The sequence below is a fragment of the Thermomonospora echinospora genome, assembly GCF_900108175.1.
GTDB classification, from domain to species: domain Bacteria; phylum Actinomycetota; class Actinomycetes; order Streptosporangiales; family Streptosporangiaceae; genus Thermomonospora; species Thermomonospora echinospora.
In genome coordinates, this window is sequence record NZ_FNVO01000026.1 from 40204 (window position 1) to 63787 (window position 23584).

Consider the following 23584-nt stretch of genomic DNA (forward strand, 5'->3'; position numbering starts at 1 on the left):
GAGATTGCGATGACCTCCATGACCTCGAGGAGGTGGAGCCTGGCCCTGCTGGCGTTCTCCTCCCTCATCACCTCGCTGGACTTCACCATCGTGTACGTGGCGCTGCCCGACATCGTGCGGGAGGTCGGATTCTACGGCCACTCGGCCCAGTGGGTCATCAGCGCCTACGCCGTCTTCTTCGGCGGCTTCCTCCTCCTCGGCGGGCGTTCGGCCGACCTGCTGGGACGCCGCCGCATGTTCGTCCTGGGAATGGCCCTGTTCGGCGGCGCGTCGCTGCTCGGCGGGCTGACATCCACGCCCGGTGCGCTGATCACCGCGCGCGCGATTCAGGGAGTGGGCGCCGCGGTGGTGTTCCCGGCCACCCTGTCGCTGGTCAACACCATGTTCGCCGAGGGACGCGAGCGCGTCCGGGCGCTGTCGGTCTGGGCGATGGCCGGTGCGGGAGGACTGAGCCTCGGCGCGCTGCTGGGCGGCGTGCTGACGTACGGGTTCGGCTGGCAGGCGGTGTTCCTGGTGAACGTGCCGCTGGTGATCGCCGCCGCCGCGGCCGCGTTCGCCCTGCTGGACGCGGACGGGCCGGTGGAACGCGGCCACGACCATGATCTGCTCGGCGCGCTGACCGGTACGGCGGGCGCCACCCTCCTGGTCTACGCGATCGCCGAGATTCCCGAGACGGGCTGGACCTCCACGACCGTCGCCGCCGCCGTGGCGGCGTTCGTGCTGCTGGCCGCCTTCCTCGGCGTCGAGGCATACAGCCCGAACCCGTTGATGCCGCTGCGGCTGCTGCGCAACCGCGGTCTCGCCGCCGCCCTGGTGGTCATCTTCGTGTTCGGGGCCACCATGCAGAACATCGTCTACTTCCTCACCTTGTACTTCCAGGACGTGCTGGGCTACTCGGCGCTGCAGGCGGGGCTGGCGTTCCTCAGCCTGTCCGTGGTGATCGCGCTGGCCAACTTCATCGCCGAGCGGCTGATGGTCCGCATCGGCATCCGCGCCACCCTGGCCATCGCGCTGGTGCTCGGAGCCGCGGGGGGCGTCCTGCTGGCCGCCGGGATGGTGGCCGGCGGCTCCTACCTCACCGTCCTCGCCGGGATCCTGGTGTACGGCCTGGGCATGGGCACCATTTACCCCACTCAGTTCGCGGCCGCCGGCACCGGAGTGGCCGCCCGGGAGCAGGGCATCGCCGGCGGCATGGCCAACACCGCCATGCAGTTGGGGGTGGGCGCGGGACTGGCCGTGCTCGTCGGGGTCGCGGGCTCGGGCCTGGACGGTCTGACGGGTGAGGCGCTGCGCGAAGCCACCGCCGGCGGGCTGCGCGCGGCCGTCTTCGCGGCCGCCGTGCTGACGCTGCTGGGCATCCTCGCGGCCCTGGTATTTCCCCGGCAACGCATCCCCGCCGGGACCGGCGGTGATCCCGATCCGGCTCGCGCCGAGGCCACCGGGCGATCGCGCGCCTGACAGGATCAAGATCACGCATCGGTCCCCTCGGTGCAGGACTCCGTCAATCCACTGACAGGGATCGCATGCTCGACAGCAATTCGGCGGAGAGGTCCCGGTCCAGGCGTTAAGCGTGACGATTCGACACCCAACGCCTGGACTGGGCGCACATGGGCCTCTCCGCATGCCCCAGGTGGGGCAGGTCGTGTTCGGTCAGCCGGCAGGGCCTGTTCTGCAACGGGTCACGCCCGGATCGGCCGGCTCAGGAACAATTCTCACCGTGCCCCCGTGTTATCGAACTCGACCGCCCTCAATCTGTCGTGTCGGAACCGGTGGGCCACATGGTCAGGGTCGTCGCGGGCTCAAGGACAAAGTCATCAAGATCGACCTCTCTCGCCATCCGCCAGTAGTCCACGACCCGCCACGGTGAGTTGGTCACGACCCGTCCCGCCGCATTGCGGTACCACGTGTCCATCCCCTGGTGGCTCCAGATCATCTGTGAATGCGCCTCGTCGACCCGCCGGTTGTACTCGTCGTGCGCCTCCCGCCGGACCTCGACCGCGCCGAGGCCGCGCTCGATCATCGCGGTGCACACGTCGGTGATGTAGCGCGCCTGCAACTCGCCGAAGAACATGTAGCTGCCGCCGTGCCCGAGGTTGATGTTGGGGCCGTACATCACGAAGAAGTTCGGGAAGCCCGGCACGGTGATCCCGAGGTAGGCGCGCGCATCCTCATCCCCCCACAGCTCACGGATCGAGCCCCCCGACCGGCCCCGGATGTCGAGCGGGTACAGCATCTTCTTGGCCTCGAACCCGGTGGCGTAGACGATGACGTCGACCTCGACGCGCTCTCCCGCCGTCGTCGTGATTCCGGTGGCGTCGATCGAGGCTACCTGGTCGGTCACCAGGTCGACGTGGGGCTTGCGCAGGGCGGCGTACCACCCGTTGTCGAGCAGCATGCGCTTGCCGAACGGCGGGTAGCTCGGCAGCGACTTCTCGAGCAGGTCCTCGCGCCCTTCGAGTTCGGCGACGATGTACTTGGTCAGTGAACGACGATGAGCATCGTTCACGACGTTGACGGACCGCTCGGGGTGCGGCCACTCCGGGTCGATCCTGAGCGATGCGTGCACCCGGTCGTTGGTCAGCCAGGACAGCCTCAGGCGGTACCAGGTGTGGTAGAAGGGCACGTGCTCCATCAGCCAGTGGACGCCCTCGGGCACCGGTGAAGAGTAGTGGTAGCTGGGTGCGACCCACTGCGGTGAGCGCTGGAGGACCGTCAGGTGCGCGACCCGGTCCGCCACGGCGGGAACGATCTGCATCGCGCTGGCGCCCGAGCCGACCACCGCGACCCGGAGTCCGGTGACATCGAAACCCTCCGGCCAGTCTGCGGAGTGGAACTGCGTCCCTGCGAACGTGTCGGCCCCGGGGAAGCGCGGGAGCTTCGGCCGGTTCAGCTGGCCGACGGCCGAGACGACCGCGTTCGCGACGTGTTCCTCGACGGTGCCGTCCGCGGACCGCACCGTGACCGTCCAGCGCTGCGCCGTCTCGTCGTAGACCGCCGAGAGCACCTCGGTCTCAAAGCGGACGAGATCGGTGACGCCCATGGCGTCGGCGACCTCGCGCACGTACTCGTGGACCTCGGCGCGCTTGCCGTAAAACGTCGACCACCGCCGCGGGAAGTACGAGAAGCTGTAGACGTAACTCGGCGTGTCCACACCGCAACCGGGGTAGCGGTTCTCCCACCAGGTTCCGCCGACGTCGGAATTCTTCTCGAAGATGGTGACGCCGATCCCGGCCGCCTTGAACTCGACCGCCGCCGAGATCCCGGAGATCCCGGCGCCGATGATGACGACCGAGAAGTTCTCGGCCCCCGCCACCGCCGTGCGGCGCCGGCCGCCTCCGGCGCTCGCACGCATGTCCTCGGCCATCATCGGGCCGAACTCCGCGGGCACCTCCTCGCCCATGCAGGCACTGATCATCTCGACGATCGTGGGCTCGTCCGGCATCTGGATCGCGGCGGGTGCGCCGTCGCCCCACGCCATCAGGATCCGCAGCGCCGCCTCGCGGATCTCCGCCTGGATCTCGGGGCTGAAGCCGCCGGTGTCGTTGTCGCTCATCCCCCTGGTGCGCTGCGGGCGGTACGGTTCCCGCAGCCAGGTCCGATCCCCACTGAGCTGGAACATCACCATCAGCAGGGTGGGCAGGTTGGCGGCGGCGAGCGCGTCGCGCAGCGTCGCCTCGTCGAAGGGCCGGGGGGCGGGCATCAGTGTCATGGCGATTCCTCGGTCTGGATCTGGATTCATCGCTTACGCCGGGCCTGCCTGGCCCCAGCGGTCGTGGTAGCTGACCTCGTCCAGCGGCCTGCGCTTGGGCTCGCCCCATCTGCCGAGCGGGTGGCCGACCGGGATCAGTGCGTAGGTCGTCACGTGCGGAGGAATCCCGAGGAGTTCCTTGACCGCGTCTTCTTCGAACAGGTGCGCCGTGGTCAGCGTCGTCCCCAGGCCGAGGGCGCGGGCGGCCAGCATCAGGTTCTGCACGGAGGGGTAGACCGAGGCGTCGTGCCGCCTGCCCTGCGGGCCGGTATCGGCGCAGGCCAGGATCAGGACCGGTGACCGGTGCAGGTTCGCCGCGAGGTGGTCGGCCGAGTTCAGCACCGCCGGCGCGATCCGGCCGGGCTCGGCCGCGTAGGGCTTGCGCCCGCGGTTCCAGCAACGCTGGTAGATCTCCTGCAGCCTGTCCTTGGTGTCCTGGTCGCGGATCACCAGCCAGCGGATCGGCTGCTGGTTGCCCCCGCTCGGCCCCTTCAGCGCGGCCTCCAGGATCGTGCGCACGTCGGCGTCGGACACCGGCCGGTCGGAATCCAGCCGCCGCATGGCTCGCGTGGTGCGGATCGCTTCGAACAGGTCCATGATTCTCCGGCTTCGTCAGGTACGTCGGGACGTGGAGTCGAGGGACGCGAGGTAGGCGCGTGCTGCGGCCAGCGCCTCCGGGTCGCCGGCCGCGACGGCCAGTGACGCGGCATCGTCGTCGACGCCTTCGGCGCGGCTCCGGTCGGCCACCGCGCGGATCCGGCCGAGCGCGATCGTGGTTCCCCGGCGGGGGCGGGTCGCGCACAGCGCGGCAATCCGCCGAGCCCGATCCAGCAGGCCGCCGGGAGCCACCCGCTCCATCGCAAATCCCCTGGCCACCGCCTCGTCGGCCGTCAGGGGGCGTGCGGTCAGCAGGAGGTCCCGGGTCACCGCCGGCCCCAGATCGCGGACCAGCCGCTCGATCCCGCCCCAGGCGAGCGGCAACCCCATCGCCAGCTCGGGCACCACCAGACGGGCGTCGTCGGCGAACAGCCGCAGATCACAGGCGGCGACCACGGCCGCCGCACCGCCGATGGCGGCGCCGTGCACCGCGGCGATCGTGACGATGTCCGGCGACTCGAGTGCCGCGGTCAGCCGGGCCCCGTCACGCGCCTCGCGCTCGGTGGCGGCGGGATCGACGCCTGCGGCGCCGAAGTCGTCGCGGAACTCGTCGAGGTCCGCGCCCGCCGAGAACATCCGGCCCTCCCCCGCCAGCACCACGCAGCGCACTGCGGTGTCGGCGGCGAGCTCCTCCAGGACCGAGGTGAGCTCGGCCACCATCCGCCGGCTCATCGCGTTGAGCTTCTCGGGGCGCGCCAGGGTCAGCAGTCCGACCGGACCGTCCAGTTCCAGGCGGATCGTCGTGAGGTCGGCCATCTCAGGACAGGCGCTCGACGAGCATCGCGATGCCCATGCCGCCGCCGATGCACATCGTCTCCAGGCCGATCTGCTTGTCCAGCGTCTGCAGGTCGTTGATCAGGGTCGTCATGATGCGCGTGCCGGTCATGCCGAACGGGTGTCCCAGCGCGATGGAGCCGCCGTGCGGGTTGAGCTGGTCCTCGATCGAGATCCCGAGTTCGCGCGCGATCGGCAGCACCTGCGCGGCGAAGGCCTCGTTGAGCTCGACGACGTCGACGTCGTCGATCCTCATCCCGTGACGGGCGAGCAGTTCACCGACCGCCGCGATCGGGCCCACGCCCATGATCTCGGGCGCCAGGCCGGTGACGGCCGAGCCGATGATGCGGGCCAGCGGCGTGATGCCGAGTTCCGCGGCGCGGACGTCCGACATGACGACCACCGCGGCGGCGCCGTCGTTCAGCGGGCAGGAGTTGCCCGGGGTGACCGTGCCGTCCTCGCGGAAGGCCGGCTTGAGGGCGGCGAGGCCGTCGAGGGTCGTCCCGGGGCGCGGGCAGTCATCGCGGTCGACCACCGTGCCGTCGTCGAGGGTCACCGGGGTGATCTCGCGGGCGAAGAAACCCGCCTCGATGGCGGCGGCGGCACGCCGCTGGGACAGCAGGGCGAACTCGTCCATGTCCCGGCGGGTCACGCCGTACTTCTTCGCCACGTTCTCGGCGGTCTCGCCCATCGAGATGTACATGTCGTTGATGTAGTCGTCACGGCCGCTGTCGAGGAAGCGGGGGTTCATCGCCTCCCTGTCGTAGACGCCGGGGAGCCGGCTGACGCTCTCGACGCCGGCGGCGACGAAGGCGTGCCCCTCACCGGTCGCGATCGCCTGGTGGGCCATCCGGATCGACTGCAGCGACGATCCGCACCCGCGGTTGACGGTGGTCCCCGGGACGGTGTCGGGCAGGCCGGCGAGGGCCGCCGCGTTGCGGCCCAGGTTCATCCCCTGTTCGCCGACGTGGTTTGCGGCACCCATGATCACGTCGCCGATCTCGGAACGGTCCAGGGCGGGGACCTTCCGCAGCGCGGCATCGATGATCGTGCCCGAGAGGTCGTCGGGTCGCGCCGTGACCAGTGAGCCCTTGAACGCCCGGCCGATGGGAGTGCGGGTGGCGGCGACGATGACGGCTTCTGGCATGGCGTTCTCCCGGGGTCTGGCGGTGTGACCCGGCTTACATTATAATAATGCTCATAGATTCGCAACGAGCTCTCCTGCCGGTTCGTTCGAAGCCCGAGGAGCACCATGTACGACCCCACCTCGCACGCCCGGAGATGGCCCGACAAGCCGGCCGTCATCATGGGCGGCACGGGCGAGACCTTGACATTCGCCGAGCTCGACGAACGGTCGAAGCGGCTGGCGCAGTTGTTCCACGCCGAGGGCCTGCGCCCCGGCGACCATGTGGCGATCCTGATGGAGAACCACCTCCGCTACATCGAGGTCTTCTGGGCCGCGTTCCGTTCCGGTCTGTACCTGACGGCCGTCAACCACCACCTGACCCCCGGTGAAGCCGGCTACATCATCGACAACTGCGACGCGCAGGTCCTCGTGATGTCCAGGCACAAGGGCGAACTGGCCCGCGAACTCGTCGCGGTCACGCCGAAGGTGCGCCGTCGCCTGATGGTCGACGGCACCGTTCCGGAGTACGAGGCCTATGAGGAGGCCATCGCGGCCTACCCGGCCAAAGCGCTCGACGAGGAGCCGCTCGGCCGCACGATGCTGTACAGCTCCGGCAGCACCGGCCGCCCCAAGGGCGTATGGCGTCCGCTGTCGGGGCGCACCGTCCAGCAGGGCAAGGCCGCCCTCGGCCCGATCTACCAGGACCTCTACCACATGGGCCCGGACACGGTGTACCTGTCGCCGGCCCCGATCTACCACTCGGCCCCGCTGCTGTTCAGCACCGACTCGATGGCGCTCGGCGCGACCGTGGTGATCATGGAGAAGTTCGACGCCGAGGAGGCGCTCGCGCTGATCGAGAAGCACCGGGTGACCCACGCGCAGTTCGTGGCCACCATGTTCAGCCGGATGCTGAAGCTGCCCGAGGAAGTGCGCGACAAGTACGACCTGTCGAGCCTCGAAGTGGTCATCCACGGCGCCGCTCCGTGCCCGATCCCGGTCAAGCAGGCCATGATCGAGTGGCTGGGTCCGATCCTCGCCGAGTACTACGCCGGCACCGAGGACACCGGCGCCACGTTGATCTACTCCGACGAGTGGCTGGCCCATCCCGGTTCCGTCGGCCGCGCGATCGAGGGTTGCACGATCCACATCTGCGACGCCGACGGGCGCGAACTGCCGACCGGCGAGGTCGGCCGGATCTACTTCGAGACGTCCGACGAGGTCGCCGGCTTCCAGTACTACGGCGAGGCCGAGAAGACGGCCGGCGCGCACCACCCCGAGCATCCGAACTGGACGGCGCTGGGCGACCTGGGGCGGGTCGACGAGGAGGGCTATCTCTACCTGGCCGACCGCGAGGCGTTCATGATCATTTCCGGTGGGGTGAACATCTACCCGCAGGAGATCGAGAACGTGCTGCTGCAGCACCCCGGCGTCGTGGACGCGGCGGTCTTCGGCGTGCCCAACGACGAGTTCGGCGAGGAGGTCAAGGCGATAGTCCAGCCCGCCGACCCCTCGACCGCCGACGACGCCTTCGCCAGGGAACTGCTGGCGCACTGTGCACAGCACCTGGCGAAGTTCAAGTGGCCGCGCTCCATCGAGTTCCTCGAGGACTTCCCCCGCTCCCCCACCGGCAAGCTGTACAAGGCGCCGCTCCGGGAGAAGTACTGGGCCGGTCACGCCTCCCGGATCATCTGACTCCCCACACCCACTGCACTGGAGACCCACGAGCATGAGCTTTGTCGATTTCGAAGGCCGGTCCGTCGTCGTCACCGGAGCCGGAGGCGGTCTCGGCCGCGAGTACGCGCTGGCGCTCGCCAGGCACGGCGCCCGGGTCGTGGTGAACGACCTCGGTGGAACCGTCGACGGCGCCGGCGGCGGGGCCGGCATGGCCGACGGCGTCGTCCGCGAGATCCGGGAGGCGGGCGGCGAGGCCGTCGCCTGCTACGACAGCGTATCCACCCCTGAGGGCGGCCAGGCGATCATCGACGCCGCGATGGACGCCTTCGGCCAGGTGGACGCGGTGATCCATAACGCGGGCATCCTGCGCGACCGGTCCCTGTCGAACCTCTCCCCCGAGGAACTCGATGCGGTCATCGACGTGCACCTCAAGGGCGGGTTCAATGTCACGATCCCGGCCTTCAGGGTGATGAAGGCCGCCTCGTACGGGCGCATCGTGCTCACCTCGTCCTCCTCCGGCCTGCTGGGCAACTTCGGCCAGGCCAACTACGGCGCCGCCAAGACCGGCCTGGTCGGTCTGATGCACGTCGCGGCCATCGAGGGCGCCCGGTACGGAATCCTGGCCAACTGCATCGCCCCGGGCGCACGCACCCGCATGACCGCGGGCATGCTCGGCGAGCTGGACGAACTGCTCGATCCGGCCCAGGTCGCCGCGATGGCCGTCTACCTGGCGTCTCCGCAGTGCACCCACACGCACGAGATCTACTCCGCCGGCGGCGGCCGGTTCGCCCGCTACGTGGTCGGCGTGAACGAGGGCTGGTTCACGCCGGACGGCCCGGCGAGCGCCGATGACGTCCTGATGCACCTCGACGAGATCCGCGACATTGGCACGCTCCACGTGTTCGACAGCGGCGCGGAGGAACTCGCGTTGCTCCGCCGGATGGCCGCCCAGGCGGGGGCGCTGAACCCGGCGGGTTAGTCGCCTGTGACGGCAGAGGGGCCCACCGAGTACCGGTGGGCCCCTCTGCCGTCCTGGTCGGACCGAGATCAGTGCATGCGGCGGGCCTCGGTGGCCTGGGCTCCGGAGGTCCAGCCGCCGTCGATGGCGATCTCGGCCCCGGTGATGAACGCCGCGGCGTCCGAGGCGAGGAACGCCACGAGTTCACCCGCCTCCCAGGCCTCGCCGGGCCGCCCCAGCGGGAGCAGCGACGCCTTGGCGGCCCGCAGTTCGGGCGAGGCGAAGTCGTTCATCGGCGTGTCCATGTAACCGGGATGGATGCTGTTGACCCGGATCCGCCACGGCCCGAACTCCTGCGCGGCCGTCTTCGTCAGGCCGCGCAGGCCCCACTTGCTGGCCGTGTACGACGGATCGGGGTGCTGGTCCAGGCCGGCCACCGAGGAGACGTTGACGATCGAGCCGCCGCCGGCGTCGCGGAGGTCCGGTGCGAGCGTCTTCATGCCCAGAAAGGCGCCTTTGAGGTTGACGTCCATGACCCGCTGCCAGTCGGCTCGGCTGATCTTGCCGATCCGCCGGTGACCGACGACCCCGGCGTTGTTCACCAGGACGTGTACGGCGCCGAAGCGGTCGAGGACCGCCCTGCGGACGGTCTGCCAGTGCGCCGGGTCGCTCACGTCCGCCGGCGTGAACGCGACCGCGGAGCCGTGCTCCTCCAGCTCTGCGGCCAGCGCGCGTCCCCGGTCGGCGTCGACGTCGACCAGGAGCACGGCACTGCCGCGGGCCGCCAGCGAGCGGGCCTGCTCGGCCCCCATGCCGCGGGCGGCGCCGGTGACCACGGCGACCTTGCCGTCCAGTGAGGTCCGCTCCAGGATGCGGCGACCGGGGTCAGGCATTGCGGCGCTCCTTTCGCGCGGCGACCGCCAGTTCCAGTGCGCGGTTGGCCCCACCGGCGATGAATCCGCCGTCGACGGCCAGCTCCGCGCCCGTGGTGAACGACGCCTCGTCCGAGGCCAGGTACAGCACCGCCCAGGCGATCTCTTCCGGGCTTCCCGCCCGGCGGTTGGGGTTGACCCGGACGTAGTGCTGGATCACCTCGTCGCTGATCCCGGCGAGCATCGGGGTGACGATCGTGCCCGGGTGGACGGAGTTGACCCGGATCCCGTCGTCGGCGAACTCCAGCGCCGCCACCTTGGTGACGCCGCGCAGCGCCCACTTGCTGGCGGTGTAGGCAGCGTGGTCGTACCCGGTGAGTCCCGCGACGGAGGAGATGTTGACGATCGAGCCGCCTCCGCCGCGGGCCATGGCCGGGGCCACGGCGCGCATGCCCACCACCGGTCCCCACACGTTGATGTCGATCACCCGGTCCCAGCCGCGCAGCCCCTGGTCGAACACGCCGCGGCCGTCCCCGACGCCGGCGTTGTTGACCAGGATGTCCAGCCGGCCGAACTCGCGCTCGATCTCGTCCACGAGGGCGGACCAGCCGTCCTCGTCGGTGACGTCGAGTTCGCGGAAAAGGGCGCGGCCGCCCGCGGCCGTGATCTCGGCCGCGAGCGCCTCGCCCTGCTCGACCAGCACGTCCGCGATCACGACCGCCGCACCCTCGTTGGCGAACAGCCGGGCCTCGGCGGCGCCCTGTCCTCCCGAGGCACCGGTGATCAGTGCCACCTTGCCCGCTAGTCGCGACATCTGTGCAGTACTCCTATCGTTCGCCGCTTCGAGGGCCTCAGGAGACCAGGTAGGTGCCGCCGTCGACGGACACCACCTGGCCGGTCAGGTAGCTGGCCCCCTCCGAGAGCAGGAATCCGAAGGTGGGCGCCATCTCCTCGGCCATCGCGAACCGGCCGAGGGCGATCTTGGCCAAATACGTCTTGGCGAACTTCGGATCGTTCATGATGGTGCGGGTCATCTTGGTCGCGGCGGACGGGGCCACGGCGTTGACCCGGATCCCGTACCGGCCGAGCTCCTTGGCCGCCGACTTGGTCATCGCGGTGATCGCACCTTTGGCGGCCGAGTAGTTGATCTGCCCGATCGTGCCGCCGAGGCCGGCCAGGGAGGTCACGTTGACGATCACGCCGGCCGTGCCGGTCGCGACCATCCGGCGGGCGGCCTCGCGGATTCCCAGGAACGTGCCCCGGGCGTGCACGGACATGACGTCGTCGAAGGCGTCGGCCTCCATCTTGATCAGCATCGCCGGGCGGGTGTTCCCGGCGTTGTTGATCCAGGCGGTCAGCGGGCCGAGCTCGGACTCCGCCACCTCGCCGATGCGTTTGACGTCGCTCTCGCAGGAGACGTCGGCGCGCACCCCGATGACACGGTGCCCGGCCTCGGTCAGTTCTGATGCGGCCCGTTGCGACGCCTCCTCGTCGATGTCGGCGACGCACACGCTCCACCCCTCGGCGGCCAGGTGATTGACGATCGTGCGGCCGATCCCGTCACCGCCGCCGGTGACGACCACCACCTTGGGCTCGCTCATGACGTCTTCTTCTCCTTCTCGTTCATCAAGGGGGTACGGGCTCACACCGTCTGCCCGAAGTAGATCGCGGTCAGTGCCGGATCGTTCATGACTTCCTCGGGCGTGCCCTCGGTGAGCAGCCGCCCGCGGTCGAGGAACATCACCCAGGAGGCGACCTCCCGGACGACCTGCATGCTGTGCTCGACGATGCAGATGGACGTACCGTCGGCGACCATCCGCTGCAGGAGCGCCGAGAGCCGGGCGCGGGCGCTCTGGTCGAGGCCGGACATCGGCTCGTCGAGCAGGTAACAGCTGGCCCCGGTCGCCAGCAGGCGTCCCATCATGAGCATCTTCTGCTCGGCGTAGGACAGGTCACCGGCCAGCGAGTGCCGCTTCTCGTGGAGACCGAGGCTTCGGAGCATCTGCTCGGCGCGCTCCTCCTCGGCCTCCCCTCGGTTACGGAAGGACGCCGGGGAGAACTGTGCGATGAGCGTCTCCTTGCGGATGTCCGTGGTCGCGACGTGGATGTTCTCCTGCACGGTCATGTTCTCGAAGAGGCGGACCTCCTGGAAGGAGCGCACGACGCCGAGCTGTGCCCGCCGCTCGATGCTGAGCGCGGAGATGTCCTGGTCTCCATAAAAGGTTCGCCCGGTGTCGGCCTTCAGCGCCCCGCTGAGCAGGTTGAAGACCGTCGTCTTGCCCGCCCCGTTCGGGCCCACCAGGGCGGTGATCTGACCCGGGCGGATCGACAGCGTGACGTCGTCGACCGCCTTGAGCCCGCCGAAGGAGATGCCGATGCCCTCGCAGCGCAGGGTCTTGGCGCGCTCGGCCATCGTGCCGCCGTCCTCCCGCGGCAGGGCCGCGAACAGGCTCGACGCGTCCTCAGGCACGGTCTGCGGCTCCGCCGCCGGCCCAGGCTCACCGTCGCCTCGGCGCCCCGCCCGGGCCGCCTTGCGCCGGGCGGCCCGTTCGGCCTCCTCCACGGCGCCGCGGCCGAGGATCCCCTGGGGGCGGTAGATCAGCAGCAGCAGGACGACCGTGGTGTAGATGATGCCGTTGATCGGGCCGGCGACCGAGTCCGGGATGTCGGCGAAGCTCAGGGCCTCCGGGAGCGCCAGCACGACGGCGGCGCCGACGAAGGGGCCCCAGTACGCGGCCAGGCCGCCGATGATGGTGATCGACAGAATCTCCACCGAGCGGTCGACGGTGAACTCGGCGGGGCTGATGTACAGGGTGTGAGTGGCGTACAGGCCACCGGCGACGCCGGCGATCGCCGAGCTGAAGGCGAAGACCGTGACCTTGGTCCACAGCGCGCGCTTGCCGAGCGAGCGCGCGGCCGGGACGTCCTCGCGCAGCGCCTTCAGCAGCCGGCCGTAGGGTGAGCGCACGACCCGCCAGCACAGCACGGCGAGCACGGCACAGACGATCCACGCCAGGATCGCGACCTTGAAGTTGTCGTCGAACTGGTAGCCCATGATCGTCGGGCGGGGGATGCCGGAGATGCCGGCCGAGCGGCCGGTCAGCTCGAGGTTGTTGAACAGCTCCACGAGTGCCACCTGCGTGGCGATCGTCACGATGAACAGGAACTCGTCGGACAACCGCCCGGCGGCGTAGCCGACGATCAGGCTCATCAGCCCGGCCAGGGCGGCGCCGACGCCCACGGCCGGCAGGAACTCCAGGTGGTAGTCCTTGATCAAGATGGCGGTGGCGTAGGCGCCGACGCCGAAGAATCCCCCGTGCGAGACCGACAGCAGCCCGCCGTAGCCGAGCAACAGGTTGAACGAGATGCCCAGGATGATGAAGATGGGCAACAGGCCCAGCAGGCTGATCAGGTAGTAGCCCATGGCTAGCTCATATCTCCACGTCTGCGTGGTCAGGCGGTCGTCGGCGTAGCCACGGCCACGGCGGACTTGCGGGACTTACGTGGCTTGCGCTTGTTGCCCACCAGACCGGTCGGGCGGAAGATGACGAAGGCGAGCGCCACGATGAACAGGACGAACTCGCCCCACTCGGTGGGCAGCCAGAACGGCGGGAGCGCCTCGGTCAAGCCGACCAGGACGCCGCCGATGAGAGCGCCGCTCATGCGCCCCATGCCACCGATCGTCAGGGCGATCACGGCCTTCAGCAGTAGGTCGAACCCCATGCTCGGGTGGATCGGCGCCTTGAGCGACAGCAGCACGGCCGCCGGCACGACGAGCACCGACCCCAGGATCATGGACCGCAGGAACACCCGGTCGAGGTCGATCGCCAGGGCCCTGGCGCGCTCGGGGTTGTCTCCCACCGCCCTGAACTCCAGCCCCGGACGGGTCCGGGTGAGGAACCAGTGCATCAGGGCGAAGATCAGCAGGCTCATGACCAGGACACTGAGGTCATAGGCCTCCAGCCGCAGCCCGAGCACCGTGGTGGACCACGCGAACCACTCGGGCGCCTTGACCGCCACCACTCCGGCGCCCCACACCAGTTCGATCACGTACTGGGTGAACGCCACCAGGAGGAGCGAGGCGACCAGCACGACCGTCGGGTCGGCGTTGCGTCTGGCCAACGGCCGGTACACGAGGTACTGCATCCCCGTCGCGGCGGCGGTGGCCGCGAGCATCGCTCCGAGGAAGGCGACGGCCAGCGGGAGTTCGTAGGTCGTCCCCAGTGTCAGGAAGGCGTAGGCGGAGAGCACGAAGGTCGCTCCCTGGGCCACATGGAACACCTTGTTGACAGCGAGGATCAGGCTCAGACCGTACGCGAACAGTCCGTACAACAGGCCCATCACCAGGCCCGTCTTGATGAGCACGATCAGGAGGTCCATGGTTCGGCCTCTCTCGTCAGACGGTGGGGGCGGCCCGCGCCGCGCCACGGCGGCGCGGCGCGGGCATGGTCGAGCGGCTCAGCCGCCGCTGCTGACGGACGCGACGGTCTCGTCCTCCAGTGGGTCGGCCTTCCAGTCCTTGATCTGACGGATCGTGGTCGGGGCCTTGTAGGTGAGCTTGTTGGTCAGGTCCACCGGGCCGATGATCGGCACGTTCAGGTCCTTGGCCTCGCGCAGTACGGCCAGGACGTTCCCGCCGGTGACGGGCGCGCCCTGCGCGCGCAGCTTCTTGATCACCTGTGCGTAGAGGAACGGGGTGGCGTACCAGTAGGGGTCGTAGGACTGGTTCGCGATGACCATCTTCGGGTGCGACTCCTGCAGGGACTTGAGCAGCTCGCGCGTTCCGTCGACGTCCTTGGGCAGGTGCGACACATAGAGCATGCCGTTGCTCTTCTCCTGGCCCGCCTCGCGGATGACCTTGCTCTCGGCGACCGCGTTGTAGGTGCCGATGACGGACTTCAGGTCGGCCTCGCGCGCCGCCTTCAGGATGGACGCGCCGTCGACGAGCAGCGCGTGCACGTAGAGGAAGTCGGGGTTGGCCGCCTTGATCTTCGCGATCTGGGCCGTGGCGTCCGTGGCGTCCTGCCGGATCGACTCGGTCGCCACGATCTCACCGCCCTGGGCCTTGACGGCATTGGCGAACTCCCCCGCCGCCGCCCGGCCGGTGTCGGTGTCGATCGCGACGTAGGCGAACTTCTTGTACCCGAGCGTCTTGGTGAGGTGCGAGGCGTAGTCGGCGAACATGGAGTTGTTCATCGGCAGCAGGTTGACCAGGTTGGGGCTCGCGCCAACCAAGGAGGAGGTCTGGACGCCGGCGTTCAGCAGCGCGAACCCGAGGTCCTCGGCGATCGGCATCGAGGCCTGGACGACCGTTCCCCATCCGGTCAGGATCGCGGGCGCCTTCTCAACGGCTCCGAGCTTGTTCGCGGCGTTCACGCCGCCCTCGGCCGTCGCCTGGGTGTCGGCCGTGACGAGCTCGATCTTGATGCCGTCGGCGGCGAAGTCCCGGTTGGTCTTCTCGATGCCCATCTCGACGATCGCGCGGTACTCCTCGCCGTAGGAGGCGGCCGAGCCGGTCAGTGGCAGTCCGAGTCCGAGCTTGTAGGTCTTCGCGGCGGTCTCGGCCTTGCCCGTCGCGCCCTGGATTCCGGTGGTCTCGGAGCCGGTGGATTCGTTGGACGTGGTGCACGCTGTCGCCAGTGCCAGCGCTGCCACGAGGGCAACGACCTGAGCCGGTCGAATCAAACGCATGGGTGTTCCTATCTCGGTGGTGCTTACAACGGCTCAGCCGTGTCGAACGGTCAAAAGAGGCCCCAGATGTCAGGGGCGTCCAGGAGCGTCGATGCCGGTCCTTCCCTCACGATCTCCCCGAGTCTCAGGACGTAGGCGCGGTCCGAGATGCGCAGCGCCTCGTGGATGTTCTGCTCGACGATCAGAACGCCGATCCCCAGCTCACGGTGGACCGAGCGGATCTGGGCGAGCATGGTCTGGACGAGCACCGGGGCCAGGCCCGTCGAGGGCTCGTCGAGGAGCAGGAACTTGGGGCTGGCCATCAGCGCCGTGCCGATGGCGACCATCTGCTGCTGGCCGCCGCTCAGCGTGCCGGCGTCCTCGTGGAGCCGGTCGGCCAGCGCGGGGAACAGTTCGAGCACGAAGTCGAGGGTCACCCGTGTCCGGTCGGTCACGTTGCGGGCCACACCGGCCCCCAGCCGCAGGTTCTCCCCGATGCTCAGGGTCGGGAAGATTCCCCGGCCCTGAGGCACCAGTGCAATGCCGTCCTGGGCGATGCGGGCCGCGCCGCGGCCGAGCTGGCTGACGCCCGCGAAGCGGATGTCCCCCCGCTCGACGTCCAGCGCACCGGCGATCGCGCGCAGCAAGGTGGACTTGCCAGCGCCGTTGTGCCCGAGCAGCGTCACGACCTCGCCGTCGCCAACCGCGAGCGACACGTCCCGCAGAACGGTGTGCGCGCCGTAGCCGGCGGTGACACCGACCACCTCGAGTGCTGCCGCACCGGCGGACGATGTGCCATCGCCACCCGTGATCCGACCATCGACCTGAGCCATCTCAGCCGGACTCCTCTCGCCCACCCGCCTCCGGGCTCCGAATGTAAGCTGCCTCACATTTCGCTAAGTAGTATCATACTTAGCATGATTAGCCGAGTAGCTGTCCAAGAATTTTTCGAGGACCGCCCGCGTCTGCACGGACGGCGCGGTCAGAGCGGGGCGAAGTCACCGTGAGCAGGCACTGCCACGAGCACCGGCCGGCCCCGCCAGGTTCGGCGCCCTCTGGCTGACGGGCCCAGCGCCCGGAGCCCGGTCGACCTCGGTCGACCGGGCTCGTACCGGCTCGGCGGCCTTAGCGCCCGCACGCGCGGACCGTCATGGGAGGCCGGACGGGCAAGCCCGGCTCCAGAGAACAGAAGTGATCGCCTGGTTAGGGGCTCTCGACCTCCGGCTCCCGCAAGGGGGCGAAACGCAGCACAGGCAGGTCCGTGGACTCGGCACGCTCGAACACGGCGGCCACCCGCAGACCGATGGCCAACTGCTCGGCCGAGCAGTCGATGACGTTGGCCTGCACGGTGACTCCGGCGTCGAGCGTGACCAACGCCAGGACGAACGGCACCTTCGAGGCCCAGACGCCACCGGCCCGGCGGACGACAGAGTAGGTGTGCACTGTCCCGTACCCGTCGGAAACGCTCCACCGCAGGTCTGCGCCACCGCACCGCGGGCAGAAGCCGCGCGGGTACCAGAAGGGCCGCCGGCACGACTGGCAGTGCGGAAGCACCAGCTCACCGCGCTCCGCCGCAGCCCAGTACGGCTCGGTCTCGGGGTCGACCTCGGGCGATGGCGTCGGAAGTCCGGCCGCGTAGTACTCGCTCATGCGGTGCGCTCCAGGATGATGGTCGAGCTGTAGTGGTTGGCGCCCAGGCGGAATCCGGTACCGGAGGCGAGCGCGAGCCGGCAGCCGGGCACCTGTACGGCGGGATGCGCCTCGCCGCGGAGCTGGCGCACCGCCTCGATGACCTTGGTCATCCCTCCGCGGTTCCCCGGGTGGTTGTTCGACAGGCCACCGCCGTCGGTGTTGACCGCCAGCCGTCCCGAGCCGCTGACCAGGCCACCGTCCTCCACGAACCGCCCGCCCTCGCCCCGTTCGCAGAAGCCGAGGTCCTCGAGCGCCAGGAGGACGGTGATCGTGAAGGAGTCGTAGAGGGAGGCGTAGTCGATGTCGGCCGGACCGACGCCCGCCTCGGCGTAGGCCAACTCCCCGGATCGCCGATTCGCCGAATACGTCAGGTCCACCTCGCCGGCGAACGAGGTCTTGTGGCTCTCGCCGTGACCGCGCAGCACGGCGCCGGTTCGCCCGAGTGACGCGGCGACGTCGGGGTGCACGACCACGAGGGCACCTCCCCCGTCGGTGACCACGCAGCAGTCAAGACGGTGGAGCGGGTCGGCGATGAGTGGTGAGCCGAGGACGTCGTCGACGGTCACGACATCGGTCAGGAAGGCGTTCGGGTTGTGCGCCGCATGCCGGGAGGAGGCCACCTTCACCCAGGCGAGCTGCTCCGGCGTGGTGCCGAAGTCATGCATATGGCGTCGTGCGAGCAACGCGTAGTCGGCGACCGGCCCGTAACCACCCTGGTACCCGTTCACCTGGAACGCCACGGCGGGCGACGGGGTCTCCGGCGGCGCCGGCGGCCGGCGGTGACTGGGCAGTCCGGCCAGGGAGATGACCGCGACACGGCACTTGCCCGCGGCGATCGCCGCCGCCGCGTGCCCGACGTAGGCGATGTAGCTGGCGCCGCCCATCTCTCCGGATTCGGTGTAGGTGCAGCGCAGCCCGAGGTACTGCATCAGGTCGATCGCGCCATAGCCCGGAGCCGAGGAGTCGCAGAAGAAACCGTCGACGTCCTCGGGGCCGAGCCCGGCGTCGGCCAGCGCTCCCGTGACGACCTCGCGGTGAACCTGAGCGAGTGTGCGGCCCGGGAGACGGCGTCCCGGGTGTTCATAGGCGCCCACGATCACGGCTGCCCCGTTCAGGCTGCGCATGGATCACCCCATCAGTCGGAAGACATCGTACGATTTATCATTACTATAGTCATAGAAAGCCGAGATCAGGGGATCTCGCTGCGAAGGAGGGCTCCATGGGTCGGTTCACCGGACGGGTCGCGCTCGTCACGGGCGGGGCCAGCGGGATCGGCGCGGCCACCGCGCGGCGCATCGTGGACGAAGGCGGCTCCGTCGTGATCGCCGATATCCAGGACGCGCTCGGCGCCGAACTCGCCGGCCGCATCGGCGACCGAGCGGCCTTCGTCCATCTCGACGTCGCCGACGAGGAGTCCTGGGCGGCGGCCGTCGCGGCCGCCACGGATCGCTTCGGCCGGCTCGACATCCTCGTGAACAACGCGGGCGTGGGCCACTACGACACGATCGAGGAGACCACGACCGAGACCTGGGACCGTGTCATCGCGATCACGCAGACGAGCGTCTTTCTCGGCCAGCGGGCCGCGAGCCAGGCGCTGAAGGCCACCGGGAACGGCGCCGTCGTCAACGTCAGCTCGGTCTACGGGATCATCGGCGGCATCGGCAGCAGCCCGGCTTACCACGCCGCCAAGGGCGCCGTACGGATCCTCACCAAGAACACCGCCGTGGCCTGGTGGCCCGAGGGCGTGCGCGTCAACTCGGTGCACCCCGGCTTCATCGACACCCCGCTGCTCAAGGACAGGCGCGATCGGATCATCGCAACGACGCCCTCCGGCCGCCTCGGCACCGCCGAAGAGGTCGCCGCGGTCATCGCGTTCCTGGCCAGCGACGAGGCCTCTTTCGTCACTGGAGCGGAGTTCGTCGTTGACGGGGGGCACACGGCGGCCTGAGCCGGATCCCGTCACCGTTTCACGGCGGCCGTCCGCAGCCGCCCCCGATCCCCTCGTGATGATCCGCCGTCACGAGCCGCCGGGAGCCGCCGAGCGGGTCCGCCCCGGGAACAGGCCCGAGAGCAGGCCGGGAGCAGGCCCGCTCGGGCCGGAAGGTCAGGCCACCAGGTCGACCAGAGGCGCCAGCTCGTCGAGCGTGCGCTCCAGCTCACCCTGCCGCAGCGGCGCGATGTTGATCACCAGGCGCTCCACGCCCAGGTTCGCGTAGTGCTCCACGAGGCTCGGCTCACTGCGGTGGTCGAACGCGTGCAGTCGGATCGCGGCCGGATCGCGGCCGGCGTCCTCGAAGGCCCGCCGCAGGTCGGGCAGTCCCTCCATGATCGTGCGCGGGCCGATCGGTGCCCATCCGTCGGCGTACTCGGCGATGTGGCGGAAGAGCTTGGGACCGGCGGCGCCGCCGATGACCACCGGCGGTCCCGGCCGCTGCACCGGCTTGGGCCACATGTAAGACGGGCCGAAGTTGACGTACTTCCCCTCGAAGGAGGCCAGTTCCTCGGTCCAGAGCCGGCGGATCGCGAGCATCTTCTCCCGCGCGACCTCGCGCCGCTCCTTGAAGACGACGCCGTGGTCCTCGATCTCGTCGGCGTTCCAGCCGAAGCCCATGCCGAACACCAGGCGCCCCTCGGCCACATGGTCCAGGCTCGCGACCAGCTTCGCGAGATAGATCGGGTCGTGCTGCGGCACGACCGTGATGCCGGTGCCGATCGTCAGCCGTGGGGCGGCGGTCGCGGCGGCGGCCAGGCCGACGAACATGTCATGCGTGCGGTAGTACTCCGGCGGAAGCTCCCCGCCCCTCGGGTACGGCGTCGTCCGTGTCGCCGGGATGTGGCTGTGCTCGGGCAGGAACATCGCCTCGAAGCCCCGCTCCTCGATCAGGCGGGCCAGCGGCGCGGGCTGAACCGTCTGATCGGTGGAGAACATCATGATGCCGATGTGCATGGTCACCTCATTGCCAGACCGAACTATGCATAATAGTATCATAAATACTCTACTTGGCGCCGACCGTGTGAGGAGTCGTGGTGCTCGAGCCTGAGGTGATCTCCCGGGAGGAGATCCGCAGCCTGCTCATCGAATACGTCCACTGCGCCGACGGCGGCCGGACCGACCGCATGCTCGAACTGTTCGCCGAGGACGCGGTCATGGAACCCACCGGCGACCCCGTATGCCGCGGGCGAGACGAGATCCGGGCGTACTTCGAGAGCGCCGGCCGCAGCATCCGCCGGCACATGGCGGCACCCACGCTGCGACACCACCTCTCGAGCATCCACATCGAGCTGACCTCGGCGACCCAGGCACGCACGACGGCCTATTTCCTGGCCGTCACCGAGATCGGCCCGGACCACTGGGGCCGCTACCGTGACACGCTGCGCAAGACCGGGGACTCCTGGCAGATCACGCACCGCCTGTTGCAGTTGGAGGGGCGCACCCCGGGAGGGTGGCTGGATCGCCACGAGGCGGCACGCGGGACCGAGGCGCGCGCATGAGCCTCGACCGCTGGCTGGGCACCGGACGAACCCCGGCCCTGCTCGTCTCCGAGTGCCAGAACGGGCTGATCAATCCGGAGTACGCGACCACCATGGCCGGGCTGGCCCGGCAGGCGGCGGAACGCGACATCGTCTCGAAGATCGCCCGCCTCGCCGGCTCCTTCAGGTCGGCCGGGCTCCCGGTGGCCCACGCCACCATCGAACCGGCGGCCGACTGGGCCGGCTTCGACCTGTCGTCGCCCCTGGCCGCGCACACGCGGCGCCGGGACGAGTTCAAGGAGGGCACGCCGCTCCCGTTGATCCACCCAGGCCTGCGGCCACACGAAGGCGACCTGCTGTTCCCCCGGCGGACCGGGATGACGGCGTTCTTCCGCAGCGGTCTCGGAGCCGCCCTGCGCGAACGCGCCGTCGACACCGTGGTGCTGGTGGGGATCTCGACCAATGTCGCGATCCCCGGCACGACCGTCGAGGCGGTGAACCGCGGCCTCCCCGTGGTCGTCGTCGAGGACGCCACCGCGGGGACCTCGGACGAGGTGCAGCGCTTCACCTTCACGCACGTCCTGCCGGCGCTCGCGACGATCTCGACCACCGACGACGTCATCGCGGCGATCGGCCGCCGCTGAGGTTCAGCCGCCGGAACGGCGACCGAGCACCCTGGACATCGAGATCTCCGTCTCGCCGCGGTGCTCGGTGCTGACGGCGACCAACGCCTCGTGGTCACGGCGCCGCACCGCGTCGATGATGCGCACGTGATCCTCGATCACGCGCTGGTGCGCCCCTTCGCCATGGATGTAGATGGAGCGGTAGAACTCCGAGAGCGTCCAGAGCCGGCCCACCTCTCGACGCACCAGCCGCAGCGAGGCGCGGTCGAAGATCGCGAAGTGGAAGCGCTCGTTGGCGAGCCGATAGGCCTCGAAGGAGACCACCGGGTCGAGCCGTGCCATCTCGCCGTTGACGCGTTCCAGCAGCTCGACATCGACCGCGGCCAGGTCCACCGACCGCAGCAGTTCGCTCTCGAGTAGATTGCGCATCAAGTAGATCTCGACGAGGTCGTCCACGGTCGGGCGCACCACCGTGAACCCGGTGTTGGCGCGGGACTCCATGAGCCCCTCCGAGCGCAGGGCCGCCAGGGCCTCCCGGACCGGAACCCGGCTGACTCCCAGCCGGGCGGCGATCTCCCCCTGGTTCACCTTCTGACCGGGCAGCAGTTGCCCGGTCAGCACCAGCTGACGGATCCGGGCCAGGCAGGACCCTTCCCCACCGTCGAGACCGTCTCCGCCGGCCGCCGGCGAAGCGGACGCGGTCATGTCCGCCCCTCCTTTCACAGCACCGAGGCGTCGCCCAGCAACGCGGTCACCTGGCTCGACAGCATGCCGCCGTTGCCGTGCACCAGGGCGACGCGGGCGTCGGCCACCTGCCGGTCGCCCGCCTCGCCACGCAGTTGCCGAGCCGCCTCGATCAGCAGGAAGATCCCGTACATCCCAGGATGACAGTAGGACAGCCCGCCGCCGTTGGTGTTCACCGGAAGGTGCCCGCCGGGGGCGATCCCTCCCCCGGCGACGAAGTCGCCGGCCGCCCCCTTCTCGCAGAATCCGAGATCCTCCAGGAAGAGCAGCACGTTGATCGTGAAGGCGTCGTACAGCTGTACCACGTCGACGTCCGCCGGCCGGAGCCCGGCCAGCTCGAAGGCCCTGGGACCGGTCTGCGAGGCGGCGGTGAGCGTCAGGTCGGGCGCCTGGGAGATGTTCATGTGCCAGTGGGCCTCGGCGGCGCCGAGGTAGTACACCGGTGGCCGGCGCAGGTCCCGGGCGCGCTCGGCCGAGGTGACCACGACGGCGCCGCCCCCGTCGGTCACCAGGCAGCAGTCGCGCACCGTCAACGGCGAGGAGACCATCCGTGATCCGAGCACGTCGTCGATGCTCAGCTCGTCACGGGCGAAGGCCGCCGGGTTCAGCCGGGCCCAGCGCCTCGCGGCGACGGCCACCTCGGCGAGGTGTTCCCGTGTGGTGCCGAACTGGTGCATGTGCCGCGCCGCGGCAAGCGCGTACGCCGAGACGGGAAGGCGGGGCCGGAACGGCGTCTCGTAGGAGGGGAGGAAAGACCGTCCCGACGAGATCAGGCCGCCGGAGGCGGAACGCTGGGTGCTGCCGTAGGCGATCAGCGCGACCTCGCACAGACCGGCGTCGATCGCGGCCGCCGCGTGGCGCAGATGGGCGACGAACGAACTCCCGCCCGTCGCGGTGCTGTCGCTGTGGCGGGGGCGAATGCCGAGGTGCTCGGCCAGGACCACGGTCGGCATCGGGAAGAAGGCGGAGTGAGCGAACAGGGCGTCGACCTCGCCGATCGTCAGGCCGGCGTCGTCGAGCGCGCGCCCGGCGGCCTGGGCCATGAGATCCAGTGCCGTCACGTCAGGGCCGACCTCGCCCAGGTCCGACTCGGCGACGCCGACGATCGCCGTGCCGCCCCTCAGCCGTCGCTCGTCGTTCATCGGGTCTCCTCCGCCGGGCCGAACACCGGGATCACGGTGTCGTCACGGCGCTCGAACCGCAGGGTGACCTGATCACCGATCCGCACGTCGGACGCCGCGACGCCGACGATGTTGGTCATCATCCGGAATCCCTCCGCGACGTCGACCAGCGCGACGCAGTAGGGCTCGCCTCCGCGCGGCTCGATCGTCGTGGCCGAGTACACCACGGCGCGTCCTCGGGAGCGGCGCCAGCCGAGCTCGGGACGCCCGCAGTGCGGGCACCGGGACCGTGGCGGGAAGACCGCGGCCCCGCAGGTCCCGCAGGCCTGGAACGCGAGAACCTCACGGTCGAGCTGAGCCTGGTACTCCGCATGGGGCGCGGTCGCCACCGGGTCGGCGCCGAGTGCGACACCGGGCAGGTCTCTGTCCATGCCACTCCCTCCCGGGACATGCG

At 69.7% G+C, this 23584-nt stretch carries 23 protein-coding genes; 6 read left to right on the forward strand and 17 right to left on the reverse strand.

The features are described 5' to 3' along the window. The first annotated feature begins 9 nt into the window (after nucleotides 1–9). Entirely contained in the window at nucleotides 10–1458 is a 1449-nt protein-coding gene (locus C4U03_RS34535; protein ID WP_103944016.1) for an MFS transporter, read from the forward strand. Between the two features lie 289 nt (nucleotides 1459–1747). Here the strand turns inward: C4U03_RS34535 and C4U03_RS34540 are convergent, their stop codons facing one another. Genes C4U03_RS34540 through C4U03_RS34555 form a run of 4 tightly spaced genes read right to left on the reverse strand, consistent with a single transcriptional unit; the run spans nucleotide 1748 to nucleotide 6326 of the window. Next, nucleotides 1748–3709: a flavin-containing monooxygenase gene (locus tag C4U03_RS34540; protein ID WP_200827672.1), complete on the reverse strand. Its 1962-nt coding sequence runs from the start codon at nucleotides 3707–3709 to the stop codon at nucleotides 1748–1750. A 33-nt stretch (nucleotides 3710–3742) separates the two neighbouring features. Next, nucleotides 3743–4345, reverse strand: coding sequence for a nitroreductase family protein (locus tag C4U03_RS34545; protein WP_103944017.1), 603 nt, complete (start codon nucleotides 4343–4345; stop codon nucleotides 3743–3745). 15 nt (nucleotides 4346–4360) lie between these two features. After that, nucleotides 4361–5161, reverse strand: coding sequence for an enoyl-CoA hydratase/isomerase family protein (locus C4U03_RS34550; RefSeq protein WP_103944018.1), 801 nt, complete (start codon nucleotides 5159–5161; stop codon nucleotides 4361–4363). Between the two features lies 1 nt (nucleotide 5162). Next, complete coding sequence (locus tag C4U03_RS34555) at nucleotides 5163–6326, reverse strand: acetyl-CoA C-acyltransferase (protein WP_103944019.1); 1164 nt, start codon at nucleotides 6324–6326, stop codon at nucleotides 5163–5165. A 105-nt stretch (nucleotides 6327–6431) separates the two neighbouring features. Here C4U03_RS34555 and C4U03_RS34560 point away from each other — a divergent pair, with 105 nt between their 5' ends. Beyond that, on the forward strand, nucleotides 6432–7997 hold the full coding sequence (locus C4U03_RS34560) for an AMP-binding protein (RefSeq protein ID WP_103944020.1): 1566 nt from the start codon (nucleotides 6432–6434) through the stop codon (nucleotides 7995–7997). A 34-nt stretch (nucleotides 7998–8031) separates the two neighbouring features. After that, nucleotides 8032–8958 (forward strand): SDR family NAD(P)-dependent oxidoreductase, encoded by a 927-nt coding sequence (locus C4U03_RS34565; protein ID WP_103944021.1) that lies wholly within the window; start codon nucleotides 8032–8034, stop codon nucleotides 8956–8958. 68 nt (nucleotides 8959–9026) lie between these two features. Here C4U03_RS34565 and C4U03_RS34570 read toward each other — a convergent pair whose 3' ends face one another. The 9 genes from C4U03_RS34570 to C4U03_RS34610 all read right to left on the reverse strand — a co-directional run bounded on the left by C4U03_RS34570 (nucleotide 9027) and on the right by C4U03_RS34610 (nucleotide 18295). Beyond that, nucleotides 9027–9830, reverse strand: a complete 804-nt coding sequence (locus C4U03_RS34570; RefSeq protein ID WP_103944022.1) for an SDR family NAD(P)-dependent oxidoreductase — start codon at nucleotides 9828–9830, stop codon at nucleotides 9027–9029. Further along, a complete protein-coding gene (locus C4U03_RS34575) occupies nucleotides 9823–10623 on the reverse strand; it encodes an SDR family NAD(P)-dependent oxidoreductase (RefSeq protein ID WP_103944023.1) in 801 nt (266 codons plus the stop codon). The genes C4U03_RS34570 and C4U03_RS34575 overlap by 8 nt, the downstream gene beginning before the upstream one ends. A gap of 37 nt (nucleotides 10624–10660) precedes the next feature. Further along, nucleotides 10661–11410, reverse strand: coding sequence for an SDR family NAD(P)-dependent oxidoreductase (locus C4U03_RS34580; protein WP_103944024.1), 750 nt, complete (start codon nucleotides 11408–11410; stop codon nucleotides 10661–10663). Between the two features lie 41 nt (nucleotides 11411–11451). Next, a complete protein-coding gene (locus C4U03_RS34585) occupies nucleotides 11452–13233 on the reverse strand; it encodes a branched-chain amino acid ABC transporter ATP-binding protein/permease (RefSeq protein WP_103944025.1) in 1782 nt (593 codons plus the stop codon). Nucleotides 13234–13262: 29 nt separating this feature from the next. Continuing rightward, complete coding sequence (locus C4U03_RS34590) at nucleotides 13263–14189, reverse strand: branched-chain amino acid ABC transporter permease (RefSeq protein ID WP_103944026.1); 927 nt, start codon at nucleotides 14187–14189, stop codon at nucleotides 13263–13265. Nucleotides 14190–14267: 78 nt separating this feature from the next. Continuing rightward, nucleotides 14268–15464 carry an ABC transporter substrate-binding protein gene (locus tag C4U03_RS34595; protein WP_160147195.1) on the reverse strand — a complete coding sequence of 399 codons (1197 nt, stop codon included), beginning with the start codon at nucleotides 15462–15464 and terminating at the stop codon, nucleotides 14268–14270. An 86-nt stretch (nucleotides 15465–15550) separates the two neighbouring features. Continuing rightward, nucleotides 15551–16312 (reverse strand): ABC transporter ATP-binding protein, encoded by a 762-nt coding sequence (locus tag C4U03_RS34600; RefSeq protein ID WP_103944028.1) that lies wholly within the window; start codon nucleotides 16310–16312, stop codon nucleotides 15551–15553. A gap of 370 nt (nucleotides 16313–16682) precedes the next feature. Continuing rightward, nucleotides 16683–17129: a Zn-ribbon domain-containing OB-fold protein gene (locus C4U03_RS34605; RefSeq protein ID WP_103944029.1), complete on the reverse strand. Its 447-nt coding sequence runs from the start codon at nucleotides 17127–17129 to the stop codon at nucleotides 16683–16685. Next, the gene (locus C4U03_RS34610; protein WP_103944030.1) at nucleotides 17126–18295 is read right to left on the reverse strand and encodes a thiolase domain-containing protein; all 1170 of its coding nucleotides are present in this window, start codon (nucleotides 18293–18295) and stop codon (nucleotides 17126–17128) included. Before C4U03_RS34610 ends, C4U03_RS34605 begins: the two co-directional genes overlap by 4 nt. Before the next feature lie 95 nt (nucleotides 18296–18390). Between C4U03_RS34610 and C4U03_RS34615 the strand changes: the two genes are divergently transcribed. Further along, on the forward strand, nucleotides 18391–19119 hold the full coding sequence (locus C4U03_RS34615; RefSeq protein WP_103944031.1) for an SDR family NAD(P)-dependent oxidoreductase: 729 nt from the start codon (nucleotides 18391–18393) through the stop codon (nucleotides 19117–19119). Nucleotides 19120–19275: 156 nt separating this feature from the next. Here C4U03_RS34615 and C4U03_RS34620 read toward each other — a convergent pair whose 3' ends face one another. Further along, nucleotides 19276–20118, reverse strand: coding sequence for an LLM class F420-dependent oxidoreductase (locus tag C4U03_RS34620; protein WP_103944032.1), 843 nt, complete (start codon nucleotides 20116–20118; stop codon nucleotides 19276–19278). A gap of 80 nt (nucleotides 20119–20198) precedes the next feature. Here C4U03_RS34620 and C4U03_RS34625 point away from each other — a divergent pair, with 80 nt between their 5' ends. Both C4U03_RS34625 and C4U03_RS34630 read left to right on the forward strand, forming a co-directional pair. Then, the gene (locus tag C4U03_RS34625) at nucleotides 20199–20663 is read left to right on the forward strand and encodes a nuclear transport factor 2 family protein (RefSeq protein ID WP_160147196.1); all 465 of its coding nucleotides are present in this window, start codon (nucleotides 20199–20201) and stop codon (nucleotides 20661–20663) included. After that, nucleotides 20660–21286, forward strand: a complete 627-nt coding sequence (locus C4U03_RS34630; RefSeq protein WP_103944034.1) for a cysteine hydrolase family protein — start codon at nucleotides 20660–20662, stop codon at nucleotides 21284–21286. The genes C4U03_RS34625 and C4U03_RS34630 overlap by 4 nt, the downstream gene beginning before the upstream one ends. 3 nt (nucleotides 21287–21289) lie before the next feature. Here C4U03_RS34630 and C4U03_RS34635 read toward each other — a convergent pair whose 3' ends face one another. From C4U03_RS34635 to C4U03_RS34645, 3 genes are read right to left on the reverse strand one after another with little or no spacing between them, the layout of a single operon-like run. Beyond that, nucleotides 21290–21970: a GntR family transcriptional regulator gene (locus tag C4U03_RS34635; RefSeq protein WP_103944035.1), complete on the reverse strand. Its 681-nt coding sequence runs from the start codon at nucleotides 21968–21970 to the stop codon at nucleotides 21290–21292. A gap of 14 nt (nucleotides 21971–21984) precedes the next feature. Continuing rightward, entirely contained in the window at nucleotides 21985–23151 is a 1167-nt protein-coding gene (locus C4U03_RS34640; RefSeq protein WP_103944036.1) for a thiolase, read from the reverse strand. Continuing rightward, the gene (locus C4U03_RS34645; protein ID WP_103944037.1) at nucleotides 23148–23561 is read right to left on the reverse strand and encodes a Zn-ribbon domain-containing OB-fold protein; all 414 of its coding nucleotides are present in this window, start codon (nucleotides 23559–23561) and stop codon (nucleotides 23148–23150) included. The genes C4U03_RS34640 and C4U03_RS34645 overlap by 4 nt, the downstream gene beginning before the upstream one ends. Nucleotides 23562–23584: the final 23 nt, after the last annotated feature.

Coding starts and splice junctions, on each gene's coding strand:
- C4U03_RS34610 (WP_103944030.1), bottom strand. CDS start 18,295: ATGCGCAGCCTGAACGGGGCAGCCGTGATCGTGGGCGCCTATGAACAC.
- C4U03_RS34615 (WP_103944031.1), top strand. CDS start 18,391: ATGGGTCGGTTCACCGGACGGGTCGCGCTCGTCACGGGCGGGGCCAGC.
- C4U03_RS34550 (WP_103944018.1), bottom strand. CDS start 5,161: ATGGCCGACCTCACGACGATCCGCCTGGAACTGGACGGTCCGGTCGGA.
- C4U03_RS34560 (WP_103944020.1), top strand. CDS start 6,432: ATGTACGACCCCACCTCGCACGCCCGGAGATGGCCCGACAAGCCGGCC.
- C4U03_RS34580 (WP_103944024.1), bottom strand. CDS start 11,410: ATGAGCGAGCCCAAGGTGGTGGTCGTCACCGGCGGCGGTGACGGGATC.
- C4U03_RS34570 (WP_103944022.1), bottom strand. CDS start 9,830: ATGCCTGACCCCGGTCGCCGCATCCTGGAGCGGACCTCACTGGACGGC.
- C4U03_RS34600 (WP_103944028.1), bottom strand. CDS start 16,312: ATGGCTCAGGTCGATGGTCGGATCACGGGTGGCGATGGCACATCGTCC.
- C4U03_RS34585 (WP_103944025.1), bottom strand. CDS start 13,233: ATGGGCTACTACCTGATCAGCCTGCTGGGCCTGTTGCCCATCTTCATC.
- C4U03_RS34540 (WP_200827672.1), bottom strand. CDS start 3,709: ATGACACTGATGCCCGCCCCCCGGCCCTTCGACGAGGCGACGCTGCGC.
- C4U03_RS34605 (WP_103944029.1), bottom strand. CDS start 17,129: ATGAGCGAGTACTACGCGGCCGGACTTCCGACGCCATCGCCCGAGGTC.
- C4U03_RS34620 (WP_103944032.1), bottom strand. CDS start 20,118: ATGCACATCGGCATCATGATGTTCTCCACCGATCAGACGGTTCAGCCC.
- C4U03_RS34575 (WP_103944023.1), bottom strand. CDS start 10,623: ATGTCGCGACTAGCGGGCAAGGTGGCACTGATCACCGGTGCCTCGGGA.
- C4U03_RS34565 (WP_103944021.1), top strand. CDS start 8,032: ATGAGCTTTGTCGATTTCGAAGGCCGGTCCGTCGTCGTCACCGGAGCC.
- C4U03_RS34555 (WP_103944019.1), bottom strand. CDS start 6,326: ATGCCAGAAGCCGTCATCGTCGCCGCCACCCGCACTCCCATCGGCCGG.
- C4U03_RS34545 (WP_103944017.1), bottom strand. CDS start 4,345: ATGGACCTGTTCGAAGCGATCCGCACCACGCGAGCCATGCGGCGGCTG.
- C4U03_RS34590 (WP_103944026.1), bottom strand. CDS start 14,189: ATGGACCTCCTGATCGTGCTCATCAAGACGGGCCTGGTGATGGGCCTG.
- C4U03_RS34645 (WP_103944037.1), bottom strand. CDS start 23,561: ATGGACAGAGACCTGCCCGGTGTCGCACTCGGCGCCGACCCGGTGGCG.
- C4U03_RS34635 (WP_103944035.1), bottom strand. CDS start 21,970: ATGACCGCGTCCGCTTCGCCGGCGGCCGGCGGAGACGGTCTCGACGGT.
- C4U03_RS34630 (WP_103944034.1), top strand. CDS start 20,660: ATGAGCCTCGACCGCTGGCTGGGCACCGGACGAACCCCGGCCCTGCTC.
- C4U03_RS34640 (WP_103944036.1), bottom strand. CDS start 23,151: ATGAACGACGAGCGACGGCTGAGGGGCGGCACGGCGATCGTCGGCGTC.
- C4U03_RS34535 (WP_103944016.1), top strand. CDS start 10: ATGACCTCCATGACCTCGAGGAGGTGGAGCCTGGCCCTGCTGGCGTTC.